Below are 18,296 nucleotides of genomic sequence, written 5' to 3'. Positions count from 1 at the left end.
CGTTCTATTCTGATCCGAGCAACAACTCCGCGATGCGCATCAGATCGGTTTCGTCGGCGTAGCGAATCTCGATCGCGCCGCCCTGACCGGACCTGCGCAGCGCCACTCGCGCGCCCAACCGGCGCCGCAAGCGATCCTCGAAGTCGCGATCGTCCGGCGACACATGCCGCGCCGCCGGTTTCGCTGCGGGCGGGGCTTGCAAACGCGCGACGATTTTTTCCAGAGCGCGCACGCTTAACCCGTCGCTTGCGATCCGGCGCGCCAGCTGCAGCCGCGTGTTTTCGGGAGCGCCCAAGAGCGCTTTGGCGTGGCCGGCACTCACTTGGCCGTCCGCAATCAACGCTTTGATCGGCTCGGAGAGCGTGAGAATGCGCAACGCGTTGGTGACCGTCGGGCGGCTCTTTCCCAGCCGTTTTGCCACTTGCTCCTGCGTATAATTATGCGACTCGATGAGGTCCGAGATGCCGGCGGCTTCTTCCAACGCGTTGAGATCTTCGCGCTGCAAGTTCTCGACGATGGCGACTTCCAAACTTTCGCGATCGTCGCTGCGCCGCACGATCGCCGGAATGTTGGCGCGCTGCAAGCCCGCGCAGGCCCGCCAGCGGCGCTCGCCGGCGATCAGTTCGTAGCCGTCGCCGCGTTCGCGTACCAGGATCGGGACGAGCACGCCATGCTCCGCGATCGACGCCTGCAACTCGCCCAAGCCTTCTTCGTCGAAGCGTTTGCGGGGCTGATGCGGATTGGGGCGGATGCGATCGATCGGAATTTCGCGGATGCCTTCGGCCATCGAGGCGGGCGCCGCCGTGGCGCGCGCGTCGCCGAGCAATGCGCCCAGCCCGCGGCCCAAACCGCGCTTCGGCGCGCTGCTCATCGCGCCACCGCGCTGGAGTCGGCCGCCATGATCTCACTTGCCAGCGCCATGTACGCTTGCGCGCCGCGCGACTTCAAATCGAACAAGATTACGGGTTTGCCGTACGACGGCGCTTCCGAAAGCCTGATGTTGCGCGGGATCTGCGTTTTGAGCATTTGCTGCGGAAAGTATGCGTTGAGTTCTTCGAGTACTTCGGTCGCCAGCTTCGTGCGGCCATCGAACATCGTGACGAGTACGCCCGTGATCAGCAGATCCGGATTGAGGGCTTCCTGCACGCGGCGCACCACGTTGGTGAGCTGCGATAAACCCTCCAACGCATAGTACTCCGCTTGCACCGGAATGATGATTTCGCGGGTGGCCGTCAGCGCGTTAATGGTCAGCAATCCGAGCGACGGCGGACAATCTATCAGCACGAAATCGTAAGCGCCCGCAATCGAGCTGACCACGCCCTTGAGCCGGTTTTCGCGCGAGAGTGCCGAGACCAATTCGATCTCCGCACCGGCCAGATTGATCGTGGCCGGAATGATCTGCAGGCCCGGAATCTCGGTGTCGCACAGCACTTCGTCGATCGACGCAAAGTGCATGAGCAGATCGTACACGTCGCGTTTTATTGCAGCTTTATTGATGCCCAGGCCCGTGGTCGTGTTGCCCTGCGGATCGAGATCGACCACCAGCACGCGCTTTCCGAGCACCGCCAGGGCCGCACCGAGATTCACTGTCGTCGTACTCTTGCCGACACCGCCCTTTTGATTGACGAGTGCGATGATCCGCGACAGGTGGGACTCCTTAACTTGCATGGCGGCGAGCGTCCAAATACGCTTCCAGCAGCGTTTGCAGCGTGCCCGGCTCGTTACGCTCGGGCTGTTCGGTGACCTGCTCGAAGAGCTCGCGCAAGGTCTCGCCGACGCGCGCATCGCCGGCAAATCCCGGCTGCGCCAGGCCTTTGCGTACCATCGAGTCGATAACGTCTTTTCCGCCGATGCGCAGATCGGCGATCGAAAACGGCGGTTTGCGCGCCACTTCGGCGTATGCGCGGGCTTGAAACCGCTCGTTGGAGTCGTCGCGTTTTGGCAATCCGCTGCCGGCGATATCCGCCGCGCGCACGGCAAACTGGCGATCCAAATTGGCGGGCCCGATGCGCCGGATCAGCCGCCGCAAGGCGGGATCCGAGAGCTCAGGATCGCCGACGTACATGTGCTGGCGCACCAAATGCTCGACGTTTTCGATGACGTCGTTCGAAAAGCGCAAGCGGGCAAGCATCTCGCGCGCCATTTCAGCGCCGACCTGCTCGTGGCGGTAAAAATGCGGGCCGTCCTTGGTCCGAGGCTTGCCGACGTCGTGCAAAAGCGCGGCCAAACGCACCACCAAATCGCCCGGCGGCGAGGCGTCGAGCGTCGCGAGGGTATGTCGGTAGACATCGTACGCGTGCCATTGATTCTGCTCGACGTCCACGCCTTCGAGCAGCTCGGGCCAGAAGTGCGCGAGCACGCCGGTTTCGCGCAGTAATTCAACGCCGATCGACGGGCGTTCGGCGAGCACGAACAGCTTCGCGAGCTCGTCCGCCATGCGTTCGGCCGAAACCGTTGCGATGAGCGGCGCGGCTTTCGCCATTGCTTCACGCGCGCGTGCCGTCGGTTCGTAATTAAATCGCGCTGCAAACTGCGCGGCGCGCAGCATACGCAACGGATCTTCTTCAAAGCTGTGATCGCTCAGAATGTCGATGCGGCGCGCGCGAATGTCGGCTTCGCCGCCGTGCGGATCGACGATCTCACCGGACGGCAGCGCACGCGCGATCATGTTCATGCGGAAGTCGCGGCGGCCGAGATCCTCATCCAACGAAATGTCGGGGCCGCTCTCGATCTCGAATTCGCGATGGCCGGTACCAACCGAGCGCTCGCGCCTTGGCAGGGCGATATCCACCGTATTGCCTTTGATGGTTACCTTCAGCACCGCGAACGCGGCGCCGACCTCGTCCACGCGGCCCAGCGCCTGAAGGCGCTTCTTGAGGTCCGCGACGGGCAGGCCGGTCACGACGTAGTCCAGGTCTTTGCGGTCGATTTTGGCTCCCTCGATCTCGCGACGGAGCTCGTCGCGGACCCGACCGCCGACGGCATAAAGCGATCCCGCCGGGAGCGCCTCGGCGAGGGTTCGGTCTATTTCCAGGGGCGCGAGCCGTGACAAGGGACTGATCGCCCTAGATCCGGCCGCTGAGTATGGCAGCGACTTCAAACCCTACGACGATGGCAAACCAAAGACCAATCGCGAGCAACAGGATTGCCCATGTCGGGAACCAGCGCGAGCGCTTATCCATTCTAGGTCAGATAATAGCACCCAAGGTTCCCCGGGGAACATTTAAGCTGCAGAGGGGTCGCTTTTCCGGAATGCCCGCCCGCCGGGGGAACCGCTCGGGGGTCGCCGAGGTCTTCCGGACGAGGATCAGGCGCCGCTCTCCCTCCAGGGCCACTTCGGCATCAACCACGCAGCCCAGCATCAGCGCGGCCCCTTCCAGCGCCGTCCGCTCGGTCACGTCCATGGATCCTCGCTGGAGTATTGCGACGCCGCCCACCGCCAGCAGCGGGGCCGTGAGTTCCAAGGCCGTCGGAGCGGTAGCGACGGCACGGGCAGTCGCGGTCACGAACTGCTGGCGAAGCTCGGGTTTGCGGCCAGCGTCCTCCGCTCGCGCGGTGGCAACCTCCGCGTCGATCCCGAGGGCGGAGATCGCCTCGCGAAGGAAAGCGGCTTTTTTGGCAGTCGCCTCGACTAGCAGCGTGCGCGCGCCCGTAACGATCGCTACCGGTATTCCGGGCAGTCCGCCGCCGCTACCGACGTCCACATAGGGCGTGCGAATATACGGAACGACGGTCAGACTATCGAGGATATGCGGCACGAACTCGTCGATCGTGCGCGCGCCGGTCAGATTGAATTTTCGATTCGCGTCCAGGACCAGAGCCGCGTACTGGGCGAGCCGCGGTACGTGTTCAGGCGATGCACCGCCGGCGGCTAGCAAAGCCTCGGCGCGTTCAGTTTCCGGGCTCACGCCGGAGCGAGCGTGGCGCCGTTGGCGTAGAGGCTGAGGATTGCTATATCGGCCGGGGTCACGCCGGGAACCCGTGACGCGGCACCGAGCGTGGCGGGACGCTGCGCGGTCAGCTTCTCGCGGGCCTCGCGCGACAGCGCGACGATCGCGGCGTAATCGATCTCGTCCGGCATGGCAGCGCCTTCGGTCCGGGCGGCTTTTTCGATCGCGATCTCCTGGCGCCGCACGTAGCCTTCGCATTTTACTTCGATGGCCAGCCGCTCGCCGATGGCCGGCTCGACCTCCGCCAAAGTCGACGCGACGTCGCCGAACTGAATGGCCGGGCGCCGCAGAAGATCCGAGATTGTAGATACGCCGATGCGCGTGGAATCTGAGAGCCGGCGCGCTTGGGCCAGCGCATCGCGGCGCCGTTCGAAGCGCGCCCAATCTGCGTCGTTAACGAGTCCGAGCTCGCGCCCGACCGGCGTTAGCCGCAGATCCGCGTTATCGTGGCGCAGCACGATGCGATGCTCCGCGCGCGACGTGAGCATGCGGTACGGTTCGTCGACGCCCTTGGTCACGAGGTCGTCAACGAGCACGCCGATGTACGCTTGGCTGCGCGCCAAGCGCAACTGATCGCGGCCTTGCGCGGCGCGCGCCGCGTTTATGCCCGCAATAAGCCCTTGCGCGGCAGCTTCTTCGTACCCGGACGTGCCGTTCAGCTGCCCACAATGATACAGACCGGTCAAACGGCGCGTTTCGAGCGTGTCGCGCAACTCGGTCGGCGGAACCATGTCGTACTCGACCGCATAACCGGCGCGCAACATCTTGCAGTCTTCCAGCCCGGGCATCGTACGCAACATCGCGAGCTGCACTTCGGCAGGCAGCGACGTCGAAAACCCGCCGACGTACCACGTCGGTTCGTTCCAGCCTTCGGGTTCGATAAAGATTTGATGCGTCGGATTGTGCGCGAACTTCACAACCTTGTCTTCGATCGATGGACAATATCGCGGGCCGATTCCTTTGATTAAATCGAGTCCGTACAGCGGCGAAAGATGCAGATTGTCGCGCACGAGTTGATGCGTTCGCTCATTCGTTTCCGTGATATAGCACGGCAGCTGCGGACCGGCAAAGCGCACCTCGCTATTGTACGAAAACATCAATGGAATCGGGCTTGCGGCCTGCATTTGCATGGCATCGACGTTCACGCTATTGCGATCGATCCGGGGCGGCGTGCCGGTCTTTAAGCGCTGCGTCGGAAAGCCGACCTCGCGCAGCGAGTGCGCCAATCCAATCGCCGGCGGTTCGCCGAAACGGCCTTCGGCTTGCACGACGTCACCGCGAAAAGATTTGCCGCCAAGAAACGTGCCGGTGGCTAGCACAACGCGCCGCGCAGAATAACGCGATCCATCGGCGCATGCAACGCCGCGAATTTCGCCGGCGCTCGCGATCAACGACTCAACCATCGCGCGTTCGATGCGCAGATTCGGCTGCGCGCGCAACGTTTCGATCGCCAGACGCGCGTACGCGGGTTTATCGGCCTGTGCACGCAATGCGCGCACGGCCGGGCCTTTCGATTCGTTCAGGAAACGCGCATGCACCGAGCATTGGTCGATGATGCGCCCCATCTCGCCGCCCAGCGCGTCGATTTCGCGCACCAGTTGGCCTTTGGCGCTCCCGCCGATCGACGGATTACACGGCAGCGTGCAGATGCGATCGGGATCCCCCGTCAGGAGCAGCGTTGAAACGCCCAAACGCGCGGAAGCAAGCGCGGCTTCCACGCCCGCGTGGCCGCCGCCGACGATAATGACGCCGGCATCGTCCGAATGAAACGCGTCTGACATGACCGCCCGCTATTGTAGCAGACGGTCCGGGCTTTAGGTCAGTCCGTTATCCCGCGCCGTGCGGAAGGCGATTGCGCAACCGGAACGACAGCCCGATCAGGAAACCGCCGAACAGGATCGCATAGATCCCGATGGTCCAGACAACCGCCAGCGCTCCGCTGCCCGGCCGCCAGATCAGTAGCACGCCGAAGGCAATCGACGCCAAACCGGCCAGCAACCACCAGAACTCGTCCGCCATGAAACGCCGCAGCTCGAACGCGCCGACCAGCTCCAGAATGCCCGTGACGATGGCCCACGCCGCGATGAGATAAAGCAGCGCGAACGCCGTGATCTGCCAGTAGAAGAATGTGATCACGCCGACCAGGATCCCGAAGATGCCGACGAAGAGCAGGTGCGCCCAGCGGTCCTTCGCTTCCGCGGCACGCACCGCGCCGACCAGCGCAAAGACGCCATCGACGAATGCGTAGGCCCCGAAGAGCAGCACGAGCACGACCAGCGCGATCCCCGGCATCGCCAGCGCCAGAATTCCGAATATCACCGACGCGATGCCACGGATTAAGAACGTCCACCAGTTACGCGAAAGTACATCAACCATGCAAGCGGCCTTCGCCGCCCGCTTGCTATTTCCCGATACAGAAGCGAGCGAATATTTGCGTCAATAGCTCTTCACTGGCGGCATCGCCCGAGAGATGACCGAGCGCCGCGAAGGCGCGCTGAAGTTCGCCGGCGATCAGGTCCGGCGGGTCGCCGCGCTCGAGCGTCTCACTCGCGCGCTCGCACGCCTCGAGCGCCTCGGCCACGGCGTCGAGTTCGAAGAGCGCAGCTAAGTGCGGGCGCTCCAGGTCCGGCAGATCGCCGCCCCAACCGGCTCGCGAGACCGCGTGGCGCAGCGCCTCCAGTGTCGAGTGCTCGTACACGGACCCGATGACGTCCGCCCGGCCGTCGAGTTCACGCGCGCCGGCATCGCCGAGGTCGGCCTTGTTGCAGAAGACGACGCGTGGCCGGTCCTCGGTTTGAGCGAGAATTCCGCGTGCCTCGGAGTCGAGCGGCTGCGATCCGTCCAGAACGACGATCGCGAGCTGCGCGTCAGCGAGCGCGCGGCGCGTCCGTTCCATGCCGGCCGACTCGAGACGATCGGCGTGCTCGCGGATGCCGGCCGTATCGATCAAGCGCACTTGCACGCCGTCCACCGCGATCGATTCCTCGATCGTGTCGCGCGTGGTTCCCGCAATCTCCGAAACGAGGGCTCGTTCTTCGCCGAGCAGCGCGTTCAGCAGCGACGACTTGCCGGCGTTGGGCGGACCGACGATCGCGACGCCCAGGCCTTCGCGGATCAAGCGCCCGGCTTCACCCTCACGCTGCAGCCCGCGCAGCGCTTTGCTAATCTCGTCGAGCGCGGCGCGCAGCTTCACCGGATCCGGGTCGGCGACTTCATCGGGAAAATCGATTGCCGCCGCAAGTTCTTCGAGTATTTCCGAAACGCGCGCGCGCAACGCACGCACTTCGCGGGCAACGCCCCCGCCCAAGTTGGCAGCGGCCGCGCGCGCGGCCGATCGCGATTCAGCCGCGATCAGATCCGCGACCGCGCTAGCTTCTTGCGCATCCATCTTGCCGTTGAGCAGTGCGCGCCGGCTGAACTCGCCGGCCGTGGCGTAGCGCGCGCCGCACGCCAGCAGCGCGCGCACGAGCTCGCGCGCGACGATCGGCGATCCGTGAATCTGCAGTTCCAGCGTATCTTCGCCCGTGTAACTGTGCGGCGCGATCGCCAAGATCGCAACGCCGCGGTCGAGCGTTGCGCCGTTTTCATCCACAACGGTGCCGTAGGTAGCGACGTGCGGCTGCAGGTCGCCGCGTGAACGAAAAAGGCGCGCTGCCAAGGCGCGCGCCTGCGGACCGCTCACGCGCACGATCGCGATCGCGCCCACGCCGGGCGGCGTCGCGATCGCACAAATGGTGTCTATTTGGGGAAAATTACGACGCGGCGTTCCGGTTCCACGCCTTCGGATTCGGTGCGCACATAAGAGTTGTCCGCCAGCGCAAGGTGCACGATCTTTCGCTCGGAGGGCAACATCGGCTCGAGCTTCTGCGGCGATTTCTCGCGGATGCAGCGTTCGAGCGTCATCAGCGCGAGACTCTTCAACTGGTCGGCGCGGCGGGCGCGATAGCCTTCCGCGTCGATCGTGTAGTATTTGCGGTTGGTCTTCACGCCGGCGTTCAGAATGTTATTGAAGACCAAGTTGAGCGCTTCGAGCGTATTGCCGTGGCGCCCGATCAGCATCGCCAAGTCGGGACCGGTCACTTCGAAGTACTCGCCTTCGGGCCGCGACAGATACTCGATCTCGGCGTGAGGCACGCCCATCTTTCCTAAGATCTCTTCGAGCAGATCGCGCGCCGGCTTGGCCGCGTCGGGCATCTCCGCTTTGACGCGCTTACGCGGAGGCCGCGCAGCGGTGCGCCGCGTTCCATTCCGGCGCCCGCCGCCGGGCTGCTGGTCTTCGGGCTCGATGTCGTCTTCGAACATAGCTACCTTCTTGCGCCTCTCTTTTTCTTTCTGTTTCTGCGGGAGCCGCGCTGCTGCTGCTGGCCGACTTCACCGTTCGGTTTCGCCAACGCTTTGGGCTGCGCATCCGGCACGTCGGTGATCGGGTGGAAGTCGTCGAGAGCCGAGAGCGGCTGATGATATTTACCCAGCAGATAAAATTGCTGGCCCATCGTGAACAAGTTGTAGGAGAACCAGTACAGCACCATGGCTGACGGCCAGTTGTACCGCAAGCCCAAGAACCCGAGCATCAGCGGCGAGAAGATCGCCATGAGTTTTTGCGTCTGCGCTTGCTGCGGATCGGTGGACGGCATGGTGGCATAGCGTGAGTAGAAGTACATCGATATCGCGTAAAGCAGCAGCAAGACGATGTCGGCCGACGCCAAGTTCGGCGCGAACAGGTAGGCCTTCCAGAGCAACGGCGACACGTGTTGCGTGAACGGCGCGCCGACCCAGAGCCAGTGTTCGTTCTCGTAGAGCTTTTGATGCGACCACACCGCGTAGTACACGCTGATAATGATCGGATACTGGACCAGCATCGGCCAACAGCCCGCCAGCGGGTTGGCGCCGTGCTTGCGGTACAGCTCCATGGTCTCTTTTTGTAACTGCTGCGGATCTTTTTTGCCGTAACGCGCCTGGAGCGCTTTGATCTGCGGGCCCAGCTTCTGCATCTTGATCATGGCCATGAACTGCTTGGTGTTCAGCGGCCACGAGATCAATTTGAAGGCGAGCGCGAAGATGACCAAACTCCAACCGCGGCTGTGCACGACCGAATTGATCGCATCGAGGATCGCCGTGATGCCGCCGACGATCGGGTCGAGAAACCAGTTGGTGGCCAGAATAAAGTGCAAGGGTTACCTTTCAGCTACGGGGTCGAAACCGCCGGGATGCCACGGGTGACAACGCGCGATCCGTTTCGCGGACATGATACCGCCGCGCAAAACGCCGTGTTTCTCGAATGCTTGCGCGGCATATTCCGAACAGCTCGGATAGAAGCGGCAGGCCGGCGGAAGAAACGGCGAGACAACGCCTTTGTAGGCCCGCAGCAGAAGAATCAACGGCGTGCGGATCATGCGAGCGCGCGAGCCAGTTCGGTGTGAAGGTCGGAATACGACGCCACCGCCGTCGATGGCCGGGCGACGATCAACACCCGCAGCTGCGGGTCCGCCGGAATCAGCTCGTGCACGGCGGCGGCGATCCGGCGCCTCACCTTATTACGAAGGACGGCTTTTCCGACCGAGGTCGACACAGTAATGCCCACCAGGGGTCGTTCGCCTTCAGGCGAGCCCTGGCTTCGATAGATCGTAAGGTTCGGGGTGGCGGTTCGCCGGCCGCGCTGCCGCAGGCGGGCAAACTCCGCCCGGCGCCGCAGGCTGGCAAAGCGTCGCATCAGACGCTCAGGCGCTTGCGGCCCCTCTTGCGGCGGGCAGCAATAACGCGCCGGCCGTTCTTGGTCGACATCCGTTCACGGAAGCCGTGCACGCGCTTGCGCCGGCGGTTATGCGGTTGGAAGGTCCGCTTCATACGTGGATCCTACTCCTGGGAGCGTGCCGCGGATGCACCCGCAGGACACAGCCACCTAGTATAGGACCAGCATGCTCGCAGCGTCAAGCCAAGTTTGCTTAATGACGGCTCTCCACACGTGTGGAGAACGCTGTGGAAAGCAGTGCTGCGCCGCTTGCCCGACTTGCCCCTAAAAGGCCCGTGTGACGGCGCTTTTTGCGCTTGTCAAGAGCTCGCTTGTAACGGTGGATTGTGCGGGTTTTGAGCCGAAAAATGGAGGGTTCTACACCTGTGGATAAGTGGATAAGAATCTCTTAATTTACCGCAGGATACGCCCCCGATAGCGCCAACCCATGCGCCTCCAAGAAGGGACTGCGTCGACCGACTTTTGTCGCCGATGAGGTTCTGAACTAGATGACGACGGGACGGAAACAGGATGGCGCTTGCGGTTGGAACCTCGGATATTTCGAATGAACTCTGGCAATCCGCACTTACAGCGCTAGAACGACGTTTCTCCAAACCGATCTACGAGATGTGGATCAAGCCGCTGCGCCTGGTTTCCTTAAACGGTAACGAGCTGCTGCTGGCGGTGCAGAACAACTTCGCCCGCGACTGGGTGGAAAATCGCTTAAAAGCGCAGATCGTCGAAGCCTTGGCCGACACGTTCGGCACCGCGTTCGACCTGCAGTTCGTCGTAGTGGAGCAAGCCGGCGAAACGCCGGCCCAGGAGGGCGAAACGGCCGTCCAGACTGGCCCCGCGCGCCTGCAAACCGAGTTCCGGCCGGGCAATTTGAACTCGCGGTACACCTTCGAAGAGTTCGTCATCGGCAATTCCAACCGGTTCGCGCACGCGGCTTCGCAAGCGGTTGCGGCGGCGCCGGCGCGCGCGTACAATCCGCTTTTTTTGTACGGCGGCGTCGGTCTCGGCAAGACGCACTTGATGCACGCAATCGGTCACCGCGTGTTGCAAGACATTCCCGATGCGAACGTCGTGTACGTGTCGAGCGAAAAATTCACCAACGAATTCATCATCGCGGTGCAAAACAACAAGACGCTGGAGTTTCGCAACAAGTATCGCTTGGTTGACGTCTTGCTGATCGACGACATCCAATTCTTGGAAGGCAAGGAAGGAACGCAAGAAGAGTTCTTCCACACCTTCAACGCGCTGCACGAGTCGGGCCGGCAACTGGTCATCTCGAGCGACCGGCCGCCCAAAGAGATTCAAACGCTGGAGAACCGGCTGCGCTCGCGTTTCGAGTGGGGCTTGCTCACCGACATCCAGCCGCCCGATCTGGAGACGCGCGAAGCCATTCTGCGCAAGAAGGCGGAGTCGGAGAAGATTCCGGTGCCCGACGAAGTGACGTCGTACATTGCCAAGGTCATCCCATCGAACATCCGCGAGCTGGAAGGCGCGCTGATTCGCGTCGTCGCGTTCTCGTCGCTGACCAAGTCCACGATTACGGTCGATCTCGCCGCCGAAGTGCTCAAGAACGCCGTGGCCCAGATGCCGCTGCGCCGCGTGACGATCGACACCATCAAGGACAAGATCGCCAAGGCCCACGGCCTGACCATTAAAGAGATGGACAACCACCGCCGCGACCAGCGCGTGGCCGGGCCTCGCCAGATCGCCATGTTCGTCTGCACGGAGCTGACCGATTCGTCCCTGCCGCACATCGCGCGCGAGTTCAATAAGAAGGATCACACGACCGTGATGTACGCCCGGGACAAGGTCAAGGACCAAATGCAGCGCGACGAAGCGTACCGGAACAAGATCCGCTCGCTGGTGGCGCTCTGTCAGACCGATTAGCGTTTCTACATCTAATACACGCTTCGGTACACAGGGCGGCTTCGAAGGCGTGGATAACTGCTCGGGGGCGGCGGACGGTGCAGATGTGTAAGAACTCCCCGGGGTCTTGCACAGGTTATGCGGGGCACAAACCCGCATCGTGGCAAGCAAATCGGCGGTTCTTCGCAGAATGCACCGCCTTACTACTAGTACTATTAGATCTTTTTATAATAAAGAGTGACCCAGAGCCAGCGATGAGTGTGGAATGAAGTTCACCTGTAACACCAAAGACATCTCCGGCGCAGTCGGTGCCGCCAGCAAAGTCGTCAACGCGCATACCACCGTTCCGATTCTCTCGAACGTGCTGCTCAGCGCGGATGACGGTAAGATTTCGGTACGGGCAACCGACTTGGAAGTAACGCTCGAGCACGCGTTCCCGGCGGAGATCAGCGAGTCGGGCAGCGTCACCGTGCCTGCCAAACTGTTCAGCAGCTATTTGGGCAATCTGCAGGCTGGGCTCATGGAACTGACCGGTACGCCGACCCGCGCCAGCGTGAAATACGAGCGAAGCAGTTATGATTTCCACGCGCTGCCGGCCGAAGAGTATCCGCCGCTTCCGAGCGCGCAAAAGGGACAGCATTTCCGCATCTCGGCAAAACGCTTCCGCGACGGAGTGAACTCGACAATCTTTGCGGCCTCGAGCGAAGAGGCGCGCGGCGCGGTGCTGATGGGTACACTGCTAGAAGTCGAAGGCGATTCGATCACGATGGTCGCGACCGACGGCTATCGCTTGGCGAAGTTTCAAACGTCGCTCGAGAGCGGCATCTCCGGCAGCGAAAAATATATCGTGCCGTCGCGTGCGCTGAGCGAAGCTGCACGTAACCTCGGTACCGCGGAATTCGTCGACGTTACCGCGCTCGGCGCGCAAAACAACCAGCTCATGTTTGCGGCCGGCGATACCTCGATTATCGTGCGCTTGGTAGACGGGCAGTATCCGAACTACGGCCAAGTGATTCCGGCCAAATTCGATCGCTCGCTGACGGTCAGCACGGCGACGCTCATCGCCGCGCTGCGCCGCGCCGAGTTGGTCGCCGGCGATCGCGCAAGCATGGTAAAGCTCGCGGTGAATAATCAAACGCTGATCGTCACGGCCAGTTCGGACGTTTCAGGCAATGCGTACGAAGAGCTCGAGGTCGAGCAGCAAGGCGAAGATTTGACGATTGCGTTCAACGCGCGGTATCTCGTAGAAATTTTGAATCACATCGAGAGCGCGCAGACCGTCATGGAGTTCCTCGGGCCGCTTTCGCCGGCAGCCATCAAGCCGGTCGAGCCGGTGGAGGGCGCGCAGCAACTTTACGTTTTGATGCCGTTGCGGCAATAATCTTGCGCCGGTTTTTGTCCTTGGTTATGGCCACCGCGGCCATAACGCTCTCGGCATGCGGCGGCGGCACGCCAGTCAACGCACCGGTCGTTGGTCCGAGCAATTCTCCGGCGGCGGTTGGGCAGATCCAGCACATCGTCGTCGTAATGCAAGAAAACCGCACGTTCGACGGATTGTTTCAAGGCTATCCCGGCGCCAACACGCAGAACTTTGGCTTCGACTCTCACGGCAACCGGTGGACGCTCCAACCGGTTACCCTCGCGAATCCCGTCGACATCAATCACTTGCGCCTGCAATTTCTGGAAAATTACGCGGGCGGAAACATGAACGGATTCGATAGGGAGATTTTCGGATTCTGTACGATCAGCGATCCGTGCGCGTGCCCGTCGCACGATCCGTTCAACGATCCGACGTGCTGGGTACTCGGCACGCATCTCGCGCCCGGCACCACGAGACCGCTAGCGTATTCGTTCGTTCCGCAAAGTGAAGTGCAGCCGTTCTGGGATATGGCCGCGCAATACGCGATCGGCGACAATTTCTTTCCCTCGAACAACGGCCCGAGCTACGTTTCGCATCAGTACATGATCGCCGGCCAGTCCGGCCACGTCGCCGAAATCCCGAGCGACTTCAACCAGACATGGGGATGCGATGCACCCGCTTCGACTCTTGGCCAGCCGACAATCACGGCGCAGCTGTCAATCGTAAATCCACAGCCCAGTTACGCAACGTTTCCGCAAGCGTTCGGACTCGAGTTGCCCGGCCCGTTCCCGTGTTTTTCGTACAACACGATCGCGACGCAGCTCGACGCACGCGGCATTTCGTGGGCATTCTACTCGCCGACGATCGGGTTGAACCTGGGCGACATCTGGTCCGCGTTCGACGTCATCTATCCGGTACGGTTCGGCGCCGATTGGGTGCGCAACGTCAAATCACCCGAGAGTTCGTTCTTCACCGATATCCAAAATGGCAATCTGGCGCAAGTCACGTGGGTTATGCCGTCGTTCTTGAATTCCGATCACGCCGGATCGCTGAGCACGACCGGGCCGCAGTGGGTGGCCAACATCGTTAACGCGGTGGGCAAGAGCAAGTACTGGAATTCGACCGCGATCGTCATTATGTACGACGATTGGGGCGGCTGGTTCGATCACGTCGTGCCGCCGCAGTACGCCGACCCGCGCACCGGCGCGTACGAGGGACTCGGCATTCGCACGCCGCTGATCATCGTGTCGCCGTACACCAAGCGTGGTTACGTCTCGCACGTGCAGCACGAAGTCGCCAGCAGTTTGCACTTTATCGAAAAAACGTTCGGGCTCTCGCCGATCGAGACGTATACCGCGGACGTGCGCGCCGACGCCTTTGATGACATGTTTGATTTCACGCAAGCGCCGAGGCCGTTCACGCCGATCGCCACGACGTTGACCGTCTCGGATTTTCTGCGTCAAAAGCCGGCGACGCAGCAAGCCGACTATTAGACTCGATAGTCTAACCCTCTCGAATGTGCGTAATTACGCGCACCTCGAGCTCGCGCCGGCGCCGGGGCTGAACGTCTTCGTCGGAAGCAACGCTCAGGGCAAGAGCAATCTGCTCGAAGCGATCTCGTTGCTCGGAACCGGAAAATCGTTTCGAACCAGTCGCGAACGCGATCTCATTCGCGATGGTTTTGAGCTCGCCACAATCTCCGGCACGGCACAGGTACGCGCGGGCGTGATTCGATTGGGCTGCACGCTGACCGCGACCGAACGCGGTTCGCGCAAACTCTACACGGTGAACGGCCGAAACGTCCGCTACGCAACGTTTCTCGGAAGCCTGCGCGTGGTGAGTTTCGTGCCGGCGGATCTCCATCTCGTCGACGGACCACCCTCAGTGCGCCGGTCATTCCTGAACGGCGCGTTGGCGCAAGATCAGAAGCAATACTATCGGGACCTCGCGGCCTACCAAAAGGCGCTCACGAACAAAGGGTCGCTCTTGCGCGGCGAAGCGAAGCCCGACGAGGACCTCATAAAAATCTATAACGAAGCGCTCGTTACGACGGGCACCGCGCTGATGATCGCGCGCAACCATTTTATTCGAGCGCTGGGAGTTGCCGCCGCTCACGTCCACTCGCAGTGGAGCCAAGAGCAGGAGCGCTTGGAGTTGAGCTACCGGCCGAACGTTCCATTCGAAGCTGAAACCGAAGACTCGATCGCGGCCGCGTTTTCCGAGCGTTTACGCGCGAGCGCGGAGCAAGAACGTCAGCGCGGCATCCCGCTCGTTGGGCCGCATCGCGACGATTTGGGCCTGAATCTCGACGGCCGTTCGCTGGCCGCATTTGGGTCGCAAGGCCAGCAGCGCACGGCGGTACTTGCGGTCAAGGTCGCCGAATATACCGTCATGCACGAACGCTCGGGCGAGGCCCCGCTTTTGCTCTTGGACGACGTCCTCTCCGAGCTGGACGCGCAGCGCGCCCGCGCGTTCCTCGACGGCGTTGGCGGGTTCGAGCAGGCGTTCATCACGGCCACCCAATTGCCCGATGCGCTGCCGGCCGGAACGCTCTATGAGATCGAAGACGCGAACGTGCGGACGAGGCGGATCTGATGCGGGCGCTACGATCCGTGCTTTCCACGTGGCAGCCGGCCGAGGTCATCAAGGACGATCCCCTGTCCCATCTGCGCGCGCAGTGGGCAACGATCGTAGGTGAGGAGATTGCGGCAAATTCCCGGCCTTCAGAGTTGACCGGCGGCGTGCTCTTGGTCGTGACCCGCTCGAGCGCGTGGAGCCAGCAGCTGTCGTTCTTGAGCGAGCGCATCGTCGATGCGGTCCGCGATGCGACCGGCGTTGCGCTGGAACGCGTGCGTTTTCGCGTGGGGCGGATTACAGATCGCACAGGCGCGCCGGCAGGCCGCAAGACGACCGCGCGCAAGAACGTCGAGCGGCGCGCAAAATCGCCGACGCTCGAATCGGCCGTCGCGCTTTTTCGTGAAGATGTAGCGCGCGCGCAGCGGGCCAAAGCGGGCGCGGGCTGGAAAGAGTGCAACCGTTGCGGCATACGGATCGTTCCAACTACTGGGCAGTTTTGCACGGCTTGCACGAATGTGCGCGGCGCGGAACGCTCGGCCACCATCGCGCGATTGCTGTTCGAAGTGCCTTTTCTGGGCTATTCGGGTATCGCCGAGCACGTCGAGAATCTCTCGCGAAGCGAATACGAGCAGGTGCGCGGCAAGCTGTTGGCCCGGTGGTGGGATGCACTGACGCAACTGCGCCGTTCCGGCCGCAAGCGCGTGAGCTCGCACGAACGCGACGTCGCCAGTTCGTACGTGCTGCTCAAGACCGGCCTCGATCCGGAACTGATCGCACCGGCGGTCGTGCGCGATCTCCTCGGCGACGATTTATACAACGTCTTTTACGGAAACAGTATTGAGTAACGGAGAATATGGAAGCGAACAGATCGAGGTCCTCAAGGGCCTCGAAGCCGTTCGCAAGCGCCCCGGAATGTACATCGGCAACACCGCCGAGCGCGGTTTGCATCAGCTCGTCTATGAGGCGGTCGACAACGCGGTCGACGAAGCGCTCGCGGGGTTTGCCAAAAACATAACGGTTACGCTGTACAAAGACGGATCGTGCTCGGTCGAGGACGACGGCCGCGGCATTCCCATCGACATTCACGCCGACGAGAAGATGCCGGCGGTGGAAGTAGTCATGACGATGCTGCACGCCGGCGGAAAATTCGGCAAGGGCGGCTACAAAGTCGCGGGCGGATTGCACGGCGTCGGCATCTCGGTGGTGAATGCGCTCTCCGAAGAGATGATCACGCGCGTGAAGCGCGACGGTAAGACGTGGGAGATGCGGTTCAAGCGCGGCATCACTACGCAGAAGCTGAAGAAGCTCGGCCCGGCCGAGGGCACCGGGACGTATCAGTGGTTTAAACCGGACCGCGAGATGTTCGAGGTCACGGAATTTCATTGGGATGTGCTGACGAAGCGCCTGCGCGAACTCGCCTTCTTGAACCGCGAGGTCGCGATCACGCTGCGCGATGAGCGCGCAGAGCAGCTGCGCGAACGGACCTTTAAATTCGACGGCGGCATCGTCTCGTTCGTGCAGTGGCTGAACGAGAAAAAGGATCCGCTGCATCCGATCATCTCCACGCACCACGAACGCGACGGCGTTGACGTCGAAGTCGCGATGCAGTGGACCGACACGTACACCGAGCTCATCTACTCGTACGCGAACAACATCAACACGATCGAAGGCGGCATGCACTTGACCGGCTTTCGAACGGCGATCAGCAATGCGGTCAACGGCTACGCGAAGAAACGCGGCGCGCTGAAAGAGTCCGACAGCTCGCTTTCCACCGACGACGTGATGGAAGGCCTGACGGCCGTCGTCTCGGTCAAGTTACAGGATCCGCAGTTCGAGGGCCAGACCAAAACGAAGCTCGGCAACGCAAAGGTTCGCAACATCGTCTACGCGCTGGTCAACGAGCGCCTCGATTTCTTCTTCGAAGAGAATCCCAAGTTGGCGCGCATCATCTTGGAAAAATGCATGCAGGCGCAACGCGCGCGCGAGGCCGCTAAAAAAGCGCGCGACCTGTCGCGCCGCAAGAATGCGCTCGAAGGTTCGGGACTTCCCGGCAAACTCGTTGACTGCAAGAACACGAATCCCGCCGAAAGCGAACTCTTTTTGGTCGAGGGAGATTCGGCCGGCGGAACTGCCAAGGGCGGACGCGATCCGAACAGTCAGGCGATTCTGCCGCTGCGCGGCAAAATTCTCAACGTCGAAAAAGCCCGGCTCGACAAAGTTCTTTCAAACGAAGAGATCCGTACGATGATCACGGCGCTCGGCACCGGCTTCGGCGACGAGTTCGATCTCGCGAAGTTGCGGTATCACAAAATCATCATCATGACGGATGCCGACGTTGACGGCTCGCACATCCGCACGCTGCTGCTCACGTTCTTTTATCGCCAAATGAACCAGCTCGTTATGGACGGTTTCGTGTACATCGCGCAGCCGCCGCTGTACGGCGTGCGCAAAGGCAAAGGCAAACAGCACTACGCGTACAGCGACACCGAGCTGCAGTCACTAGTCGGCGAAGACGGCAAAGACTTCCAAATTCAGCAGTACAAGGGCTTGGGCGAAATGGACGCCGATCAGCTGGCCGAAACGACCATGGAGGTCGGCAACCGGCGGCTCAAGCAGATCACTGTCGAAGACGCGATCGAAGCCGAGCAGATATTCACCGATCTGATGGGCGACAAAGTCGAAGCGCGCAAGCAATACATCTTCGAATTCGCAAAAGGCGTCAAGAACCTAGACCTTTAGGCCCTTCGACTGGCTCAGGATGACAGGTAGTGCGACGTGAGGGGCTTCCTCCAACGTTAGG

18 protein-coding genes are annotated in these 18,296 nt (G+C 61.9%); 6 read left to right on the top strand and 12 right to left on the bottom strand.

Annotation, left to right across the window (positions count from 1 at the left end; translation table 11 throughout):
• Positions 1-4 precede the first annotated feature (4 nt).
• The 12 genes from VFO29_11280 to rpmH all read right to left on the bottom strand — a co-directional run bounded on the left by VFO29_11280 (position 5) and on the right by rpmH (position 9,794).
• Positions 5-871, bottom strand: a complete 867-nt coding sequence (locus VFO29_11280) for a ParB/RepB/Spo0J family partition protein (GenBank protein ID HET9394086.1) — start codon at positions 869-871, stop codon at positions 5-7.
• Positions 868-1,668, bottom strand: coding sequence for an AAA family ATPase (locus VFO29_11275; protein ID HET9394085.1), 801 nt, complete (start codon positions 1,666-1,668; stop codon positions 868-870). The genes VFO29_11280 and VFO29_11275 overlap by 4 nt, the downstream gene beginning before the upstream one ends.
• Positions 1,658-3,052, bottom strand: a complete 1,395-nt coding sequence (locus VFO29_11270) for an HD domain-containing protein (protein ID HET9394084.1) — start codon at positions 3,050-3,052, stop codon at positions 1,658-1,660. Before VFO29_11270 ends, VFO29_11275 begins: the two co-directional genes overlap by 11 nt.
• 136 nt (positions 3,053-3,188) lie before the next feature.
• Positions 3,189-3,908: a 16S rRNA (guanine(527)-N(7))-methyltransferase RsmG gene (gene rsmG, locus VFO29_11265; protein ID HET9394083.1), complete on the bottom strand. Its 720-nt coding sequence runs from the start codon at positions 3,906-3,908 to the stop codon at positions 3,189-3,191.
• Positions 3,905-5,731 carry a tRNA uridine-5-carboxymethylaminomethyl(34) synthesis enzyme MnmG gene (mnmG, locus tag VFO29_11260; protein ID HET9394082.1) on the bottom strand — a complete coding sequence of 609 codons (1,827 nt, stop codon included), beginning with the start codon at positions 5,729-5,731 and terminating at the stop codon, positions 3,905-3,907. The genes rsmG and mnmG overlap by 4 nt, the downstream gene beginning before the upstream one ends.
• Positions 5,732-5,777: 46 nt before the next feature.
• On the bottom strand, positions 5,778-6,326 hold the full coding sequence (locus VFO29_11255) for an HdeD family acid-resistance protein (protein HET9394081.1): 549 nt from the start codon (positions 6,324-6,326) through the stop codon (positions 5,778-5,780).
• Positions 6,327-6,351: 25 nt separating this feature from the next.
• Complete coding sequence (gene mnmE / locus VFO29_11250) at positions 6,352-7,674, bottom strand: tRNA uridine-5-carboxymethylaminomethyl(34) synthesis GTPase MnmE (protein HET9394080.1); 1,323 nt, start codon at positions 7,672-7,674, stop codon at positions 6,352-6,354.
• 14 nt (positions 7,675-7,688) lie between these two features.
• Positions 7,689-8,252, bottom strand: a complete 564-nt coding sequence (locus tag VFO29_11245) for a R3H domain-containing nucleic acid-binding protein (GenBank protein ID HET9394079.1) — start codon at positions 8,250-8,252, stop codon at positions 7,689-7,691.
• A 2-nt stretch (positions 8,253-8,254) separates the two neighbouring features.
• Complete coding sequence (locus tag VFO29_11240; GenBank protein HET9394078.1) at positions 8,255-9,121, bottom strand: YidC/Oxa1 family membrane protein insertase; 867 nt, start codon at positions 9,119-9,121, stop codon at positions 8,255-8,257.
• A gap of 3 nt (positions 9,122-9,124) precedes the next feature.
• Complete coding sequence (yidD, locus tag VFO29_11235; protein HET9394077.1) at positions 9,125-9,343, bottom strand: membrane protein insertion efficiency factor YidD; 219 nt, start codon at positions 9,341-9,343, stop codon at positions 9,125-9,127.
• Entirely contained in the window at positions 9,340-9,660 is a 321-nt protein-coding gene (gene rnpA, locus VFO29_11230; protein HET9394076.1) for a ribonuclease P protein component, read from the bottom strand. Before rnpA ends, yidD begins: the two co-directional genes overlap by 4 nt.
• Positions 9,660-9,794, bottom strand: coding sequence for a 50S ribosomal protein L34 (rpmH, locus tag VFO29_11225; protein ID HET9394075.1), 135 nt, complete (start codon positions 9,792-9,794; stop codon positions 9,660-9,662). The genes rnpA and rpmH overlap by 1 nt, the downstream gene beginning before the upstream one ends.
• A 415-nt stretch (positions 9,795-10,209) precedes the next feature.
• Here rpmH and dnaA point away from each other — a divergent pair, with 415 nt between their 5' ends.
• The 6 genes from dnaA (at position 10,210) to gyrB (ending at position 18,235) form a co-directional block, all read left to right on the top strand.
• On the top strand, positions 10,210-11,580 hold the full coding sequence (dnaA, locus tag VFO29_11220) for a chromosomal replication initiator protein DnaA (GenBank protein HET9394074.1): 1,371 nt from the start codon (positions 10,210-10,212) through the stop codon (positions 11,578-11,580).
• Between the two features lie 244 nt (positions 11,581-11,824).
• Complete coding sequence (gene dnaN, locus VFO29_11215; GenBank protein ID HET9394073.1) at positions 11,825-12,940, top strand: DNA polymerase III subunit beta; 1,116 nt, start codon at positions 11,825-11,827, stop codon at positions 12,938-12,940.
• A 26-nt stretch (positions 12,941-12,966) separates the two neighbouring features.
• Positions 12,967-14,412 carry an alkaline phosphatase family protein gene (locus VFO29_11210; GenBank protein HET9394072.1) on the top strand — a complete coding sequence of 482 codons (1,446 nt, stop codon included), beginning with the start codon at positions 12,967-12,969 and terminating at the stop codon, positions 14,410-14,412.
• Complete coding sequence (gene recF, locus VFO29_11205; GenBank protein HET9394071.1) at positions 14,369-15,514, top strand: DNA replication/repair protein RecF; 1,146 nt, start codon at positions 14,369-14,371, stop codon at positions 15,512-15,514. Before VFO29_11210 ends, recF begins: the two co-directional genes overlap by 44 nt.
• Positions 15,514-16,341 (top strand): DUF721 domain-containing protein, encoded by an 828-nt coding sequence (locus tag VFO29_11200; GenBank protein ID HET9394070.1) that lies wholly within the window; start codon positions 15,514-15,516, stop codon positions 16,339-16,341. Before recF ends, VFO29_11200 begins: the two co-directional genes overlap by 1 nt.
• Positions 16,334-18,235, top strand: coding sequence for a DNA topoisomerase (ATP-hydrolyzing) subunit B (gene gyrB / locus VFO29_11195; protein ID HET9394069.1), 1,902 nt, complete (start codon positions 16,334-16,336; stop codon positions 18,233-18,235). The genes VFO29_11200 and gyrB overlap by 8 nt, the downstream gene beginning before the upstream one ends.
• The last annotated feature ends 61 nt before the right edge of the window (positions 18,236-18,296 follow it).

It is taken from the genome of Candidatus Rubrimentiphilum sp. (assembly GCA_035710515.1).
Lineage (GTDB): Bacteria > Vulcanimicrobiota > Vulcanimicrobiia > Vulcanimicrobiales > Vulcanimicrobiaceae > Rubrimentiphilum.
Note: the sequence above shows the minus strand (reverse complement) of the source record. Positions and strands in the feature narration are given on the sequence as shown.

What these genes read in the sequence shown, in the direction of transcription:
- VFO29_11280 (HET9394086.1), bottom strand. Translation starts at nt 871, where the DNA reads ATGAGCAGCGCGCCGAAGCGCGGTTTGGGCCGCGGGCTGGGCGCATTG.
- VFO29_11275 (HET9394085.1), bottom strand. Translation starts at nt 1,668, where the DNA reads ATGCAAGTTAAGGAGTCCCACCTGTCGCGGATCATCGCACTCGTCAAT.
- mnmG (HET9394082.1), bottom strand. Translation starts at nt 5,731, where the DNA reads ATGTCAGACGCGTTTCATTCGGACGATGCCGGCGTCATTATCGTCGGC.
- VFO29_11255 (HET9394081.1), bottom strand. Translation starts at nt 6,326, where the DNA reads ATGGTTGATGTACTTTCGCGTAACTGGTGGACGTTCTTAATCCGTGGC.
- VFO29_11245 (HET9394079.1), bottom strand. Translation starts at nt 8,252, where the DNA reads ATGTTCGAAGACGACATCGAGCCCGAAGACCAGCAGCCCGGCGGCGGG.
- yidD (HET9394077.1), bottom strand. Translation starts at nt 9,343, where the DNA reads ATGATCCGCACGCCGTTGATTCTTCTGCTGCGGGCCTACAAAGGCGTT.
- rnpA (HET9394076.1), bottom strand. Translation starts at nt 9,660, where the DNA reads ATGCGACGCTTTGCCAGCCTGCGGCGCCGGGCGGAGTTTGCCCGCCTG.
- rpmH (HET9394075.1), bottom strand. Translation starts at nt 9,794, where the DNA reads ATGAAGCGGACCTTCCAACCGCATAACCGCCGGCGCAAGCGCGTGCAC.
- dnaA (HET9394074.1), top strand. Translation starts at nt 10,210, where the DNA reads ATGGCGCTTGCGGTTGGAACCTCGGATATTTCGAATGAACTCTGGCAA.
- dnaN (HET9394073.1), top strand. Translation starts at nt 11,825, where the DNA reads ATGAAGTTCACCTGTAACACCAAAGACATCTCCGGCGCAGTCGGTGCC.
- VFO29_11210 (HET9394072.1), top strand. Translation starts at nt 12,967, where the DNA reads ATGGCCACCGCGGCCATAACGCTCTCGGCATGCGGCGGCGGCACGCCA.
- VFO29_11200 (HET9394070.1), top strand. Translation starts at nt 15,514, where the DNA reads ATGCGGGCGCTACGATCCGTGCTTTCCACGTGGCAGCCGGCCGAGGTC.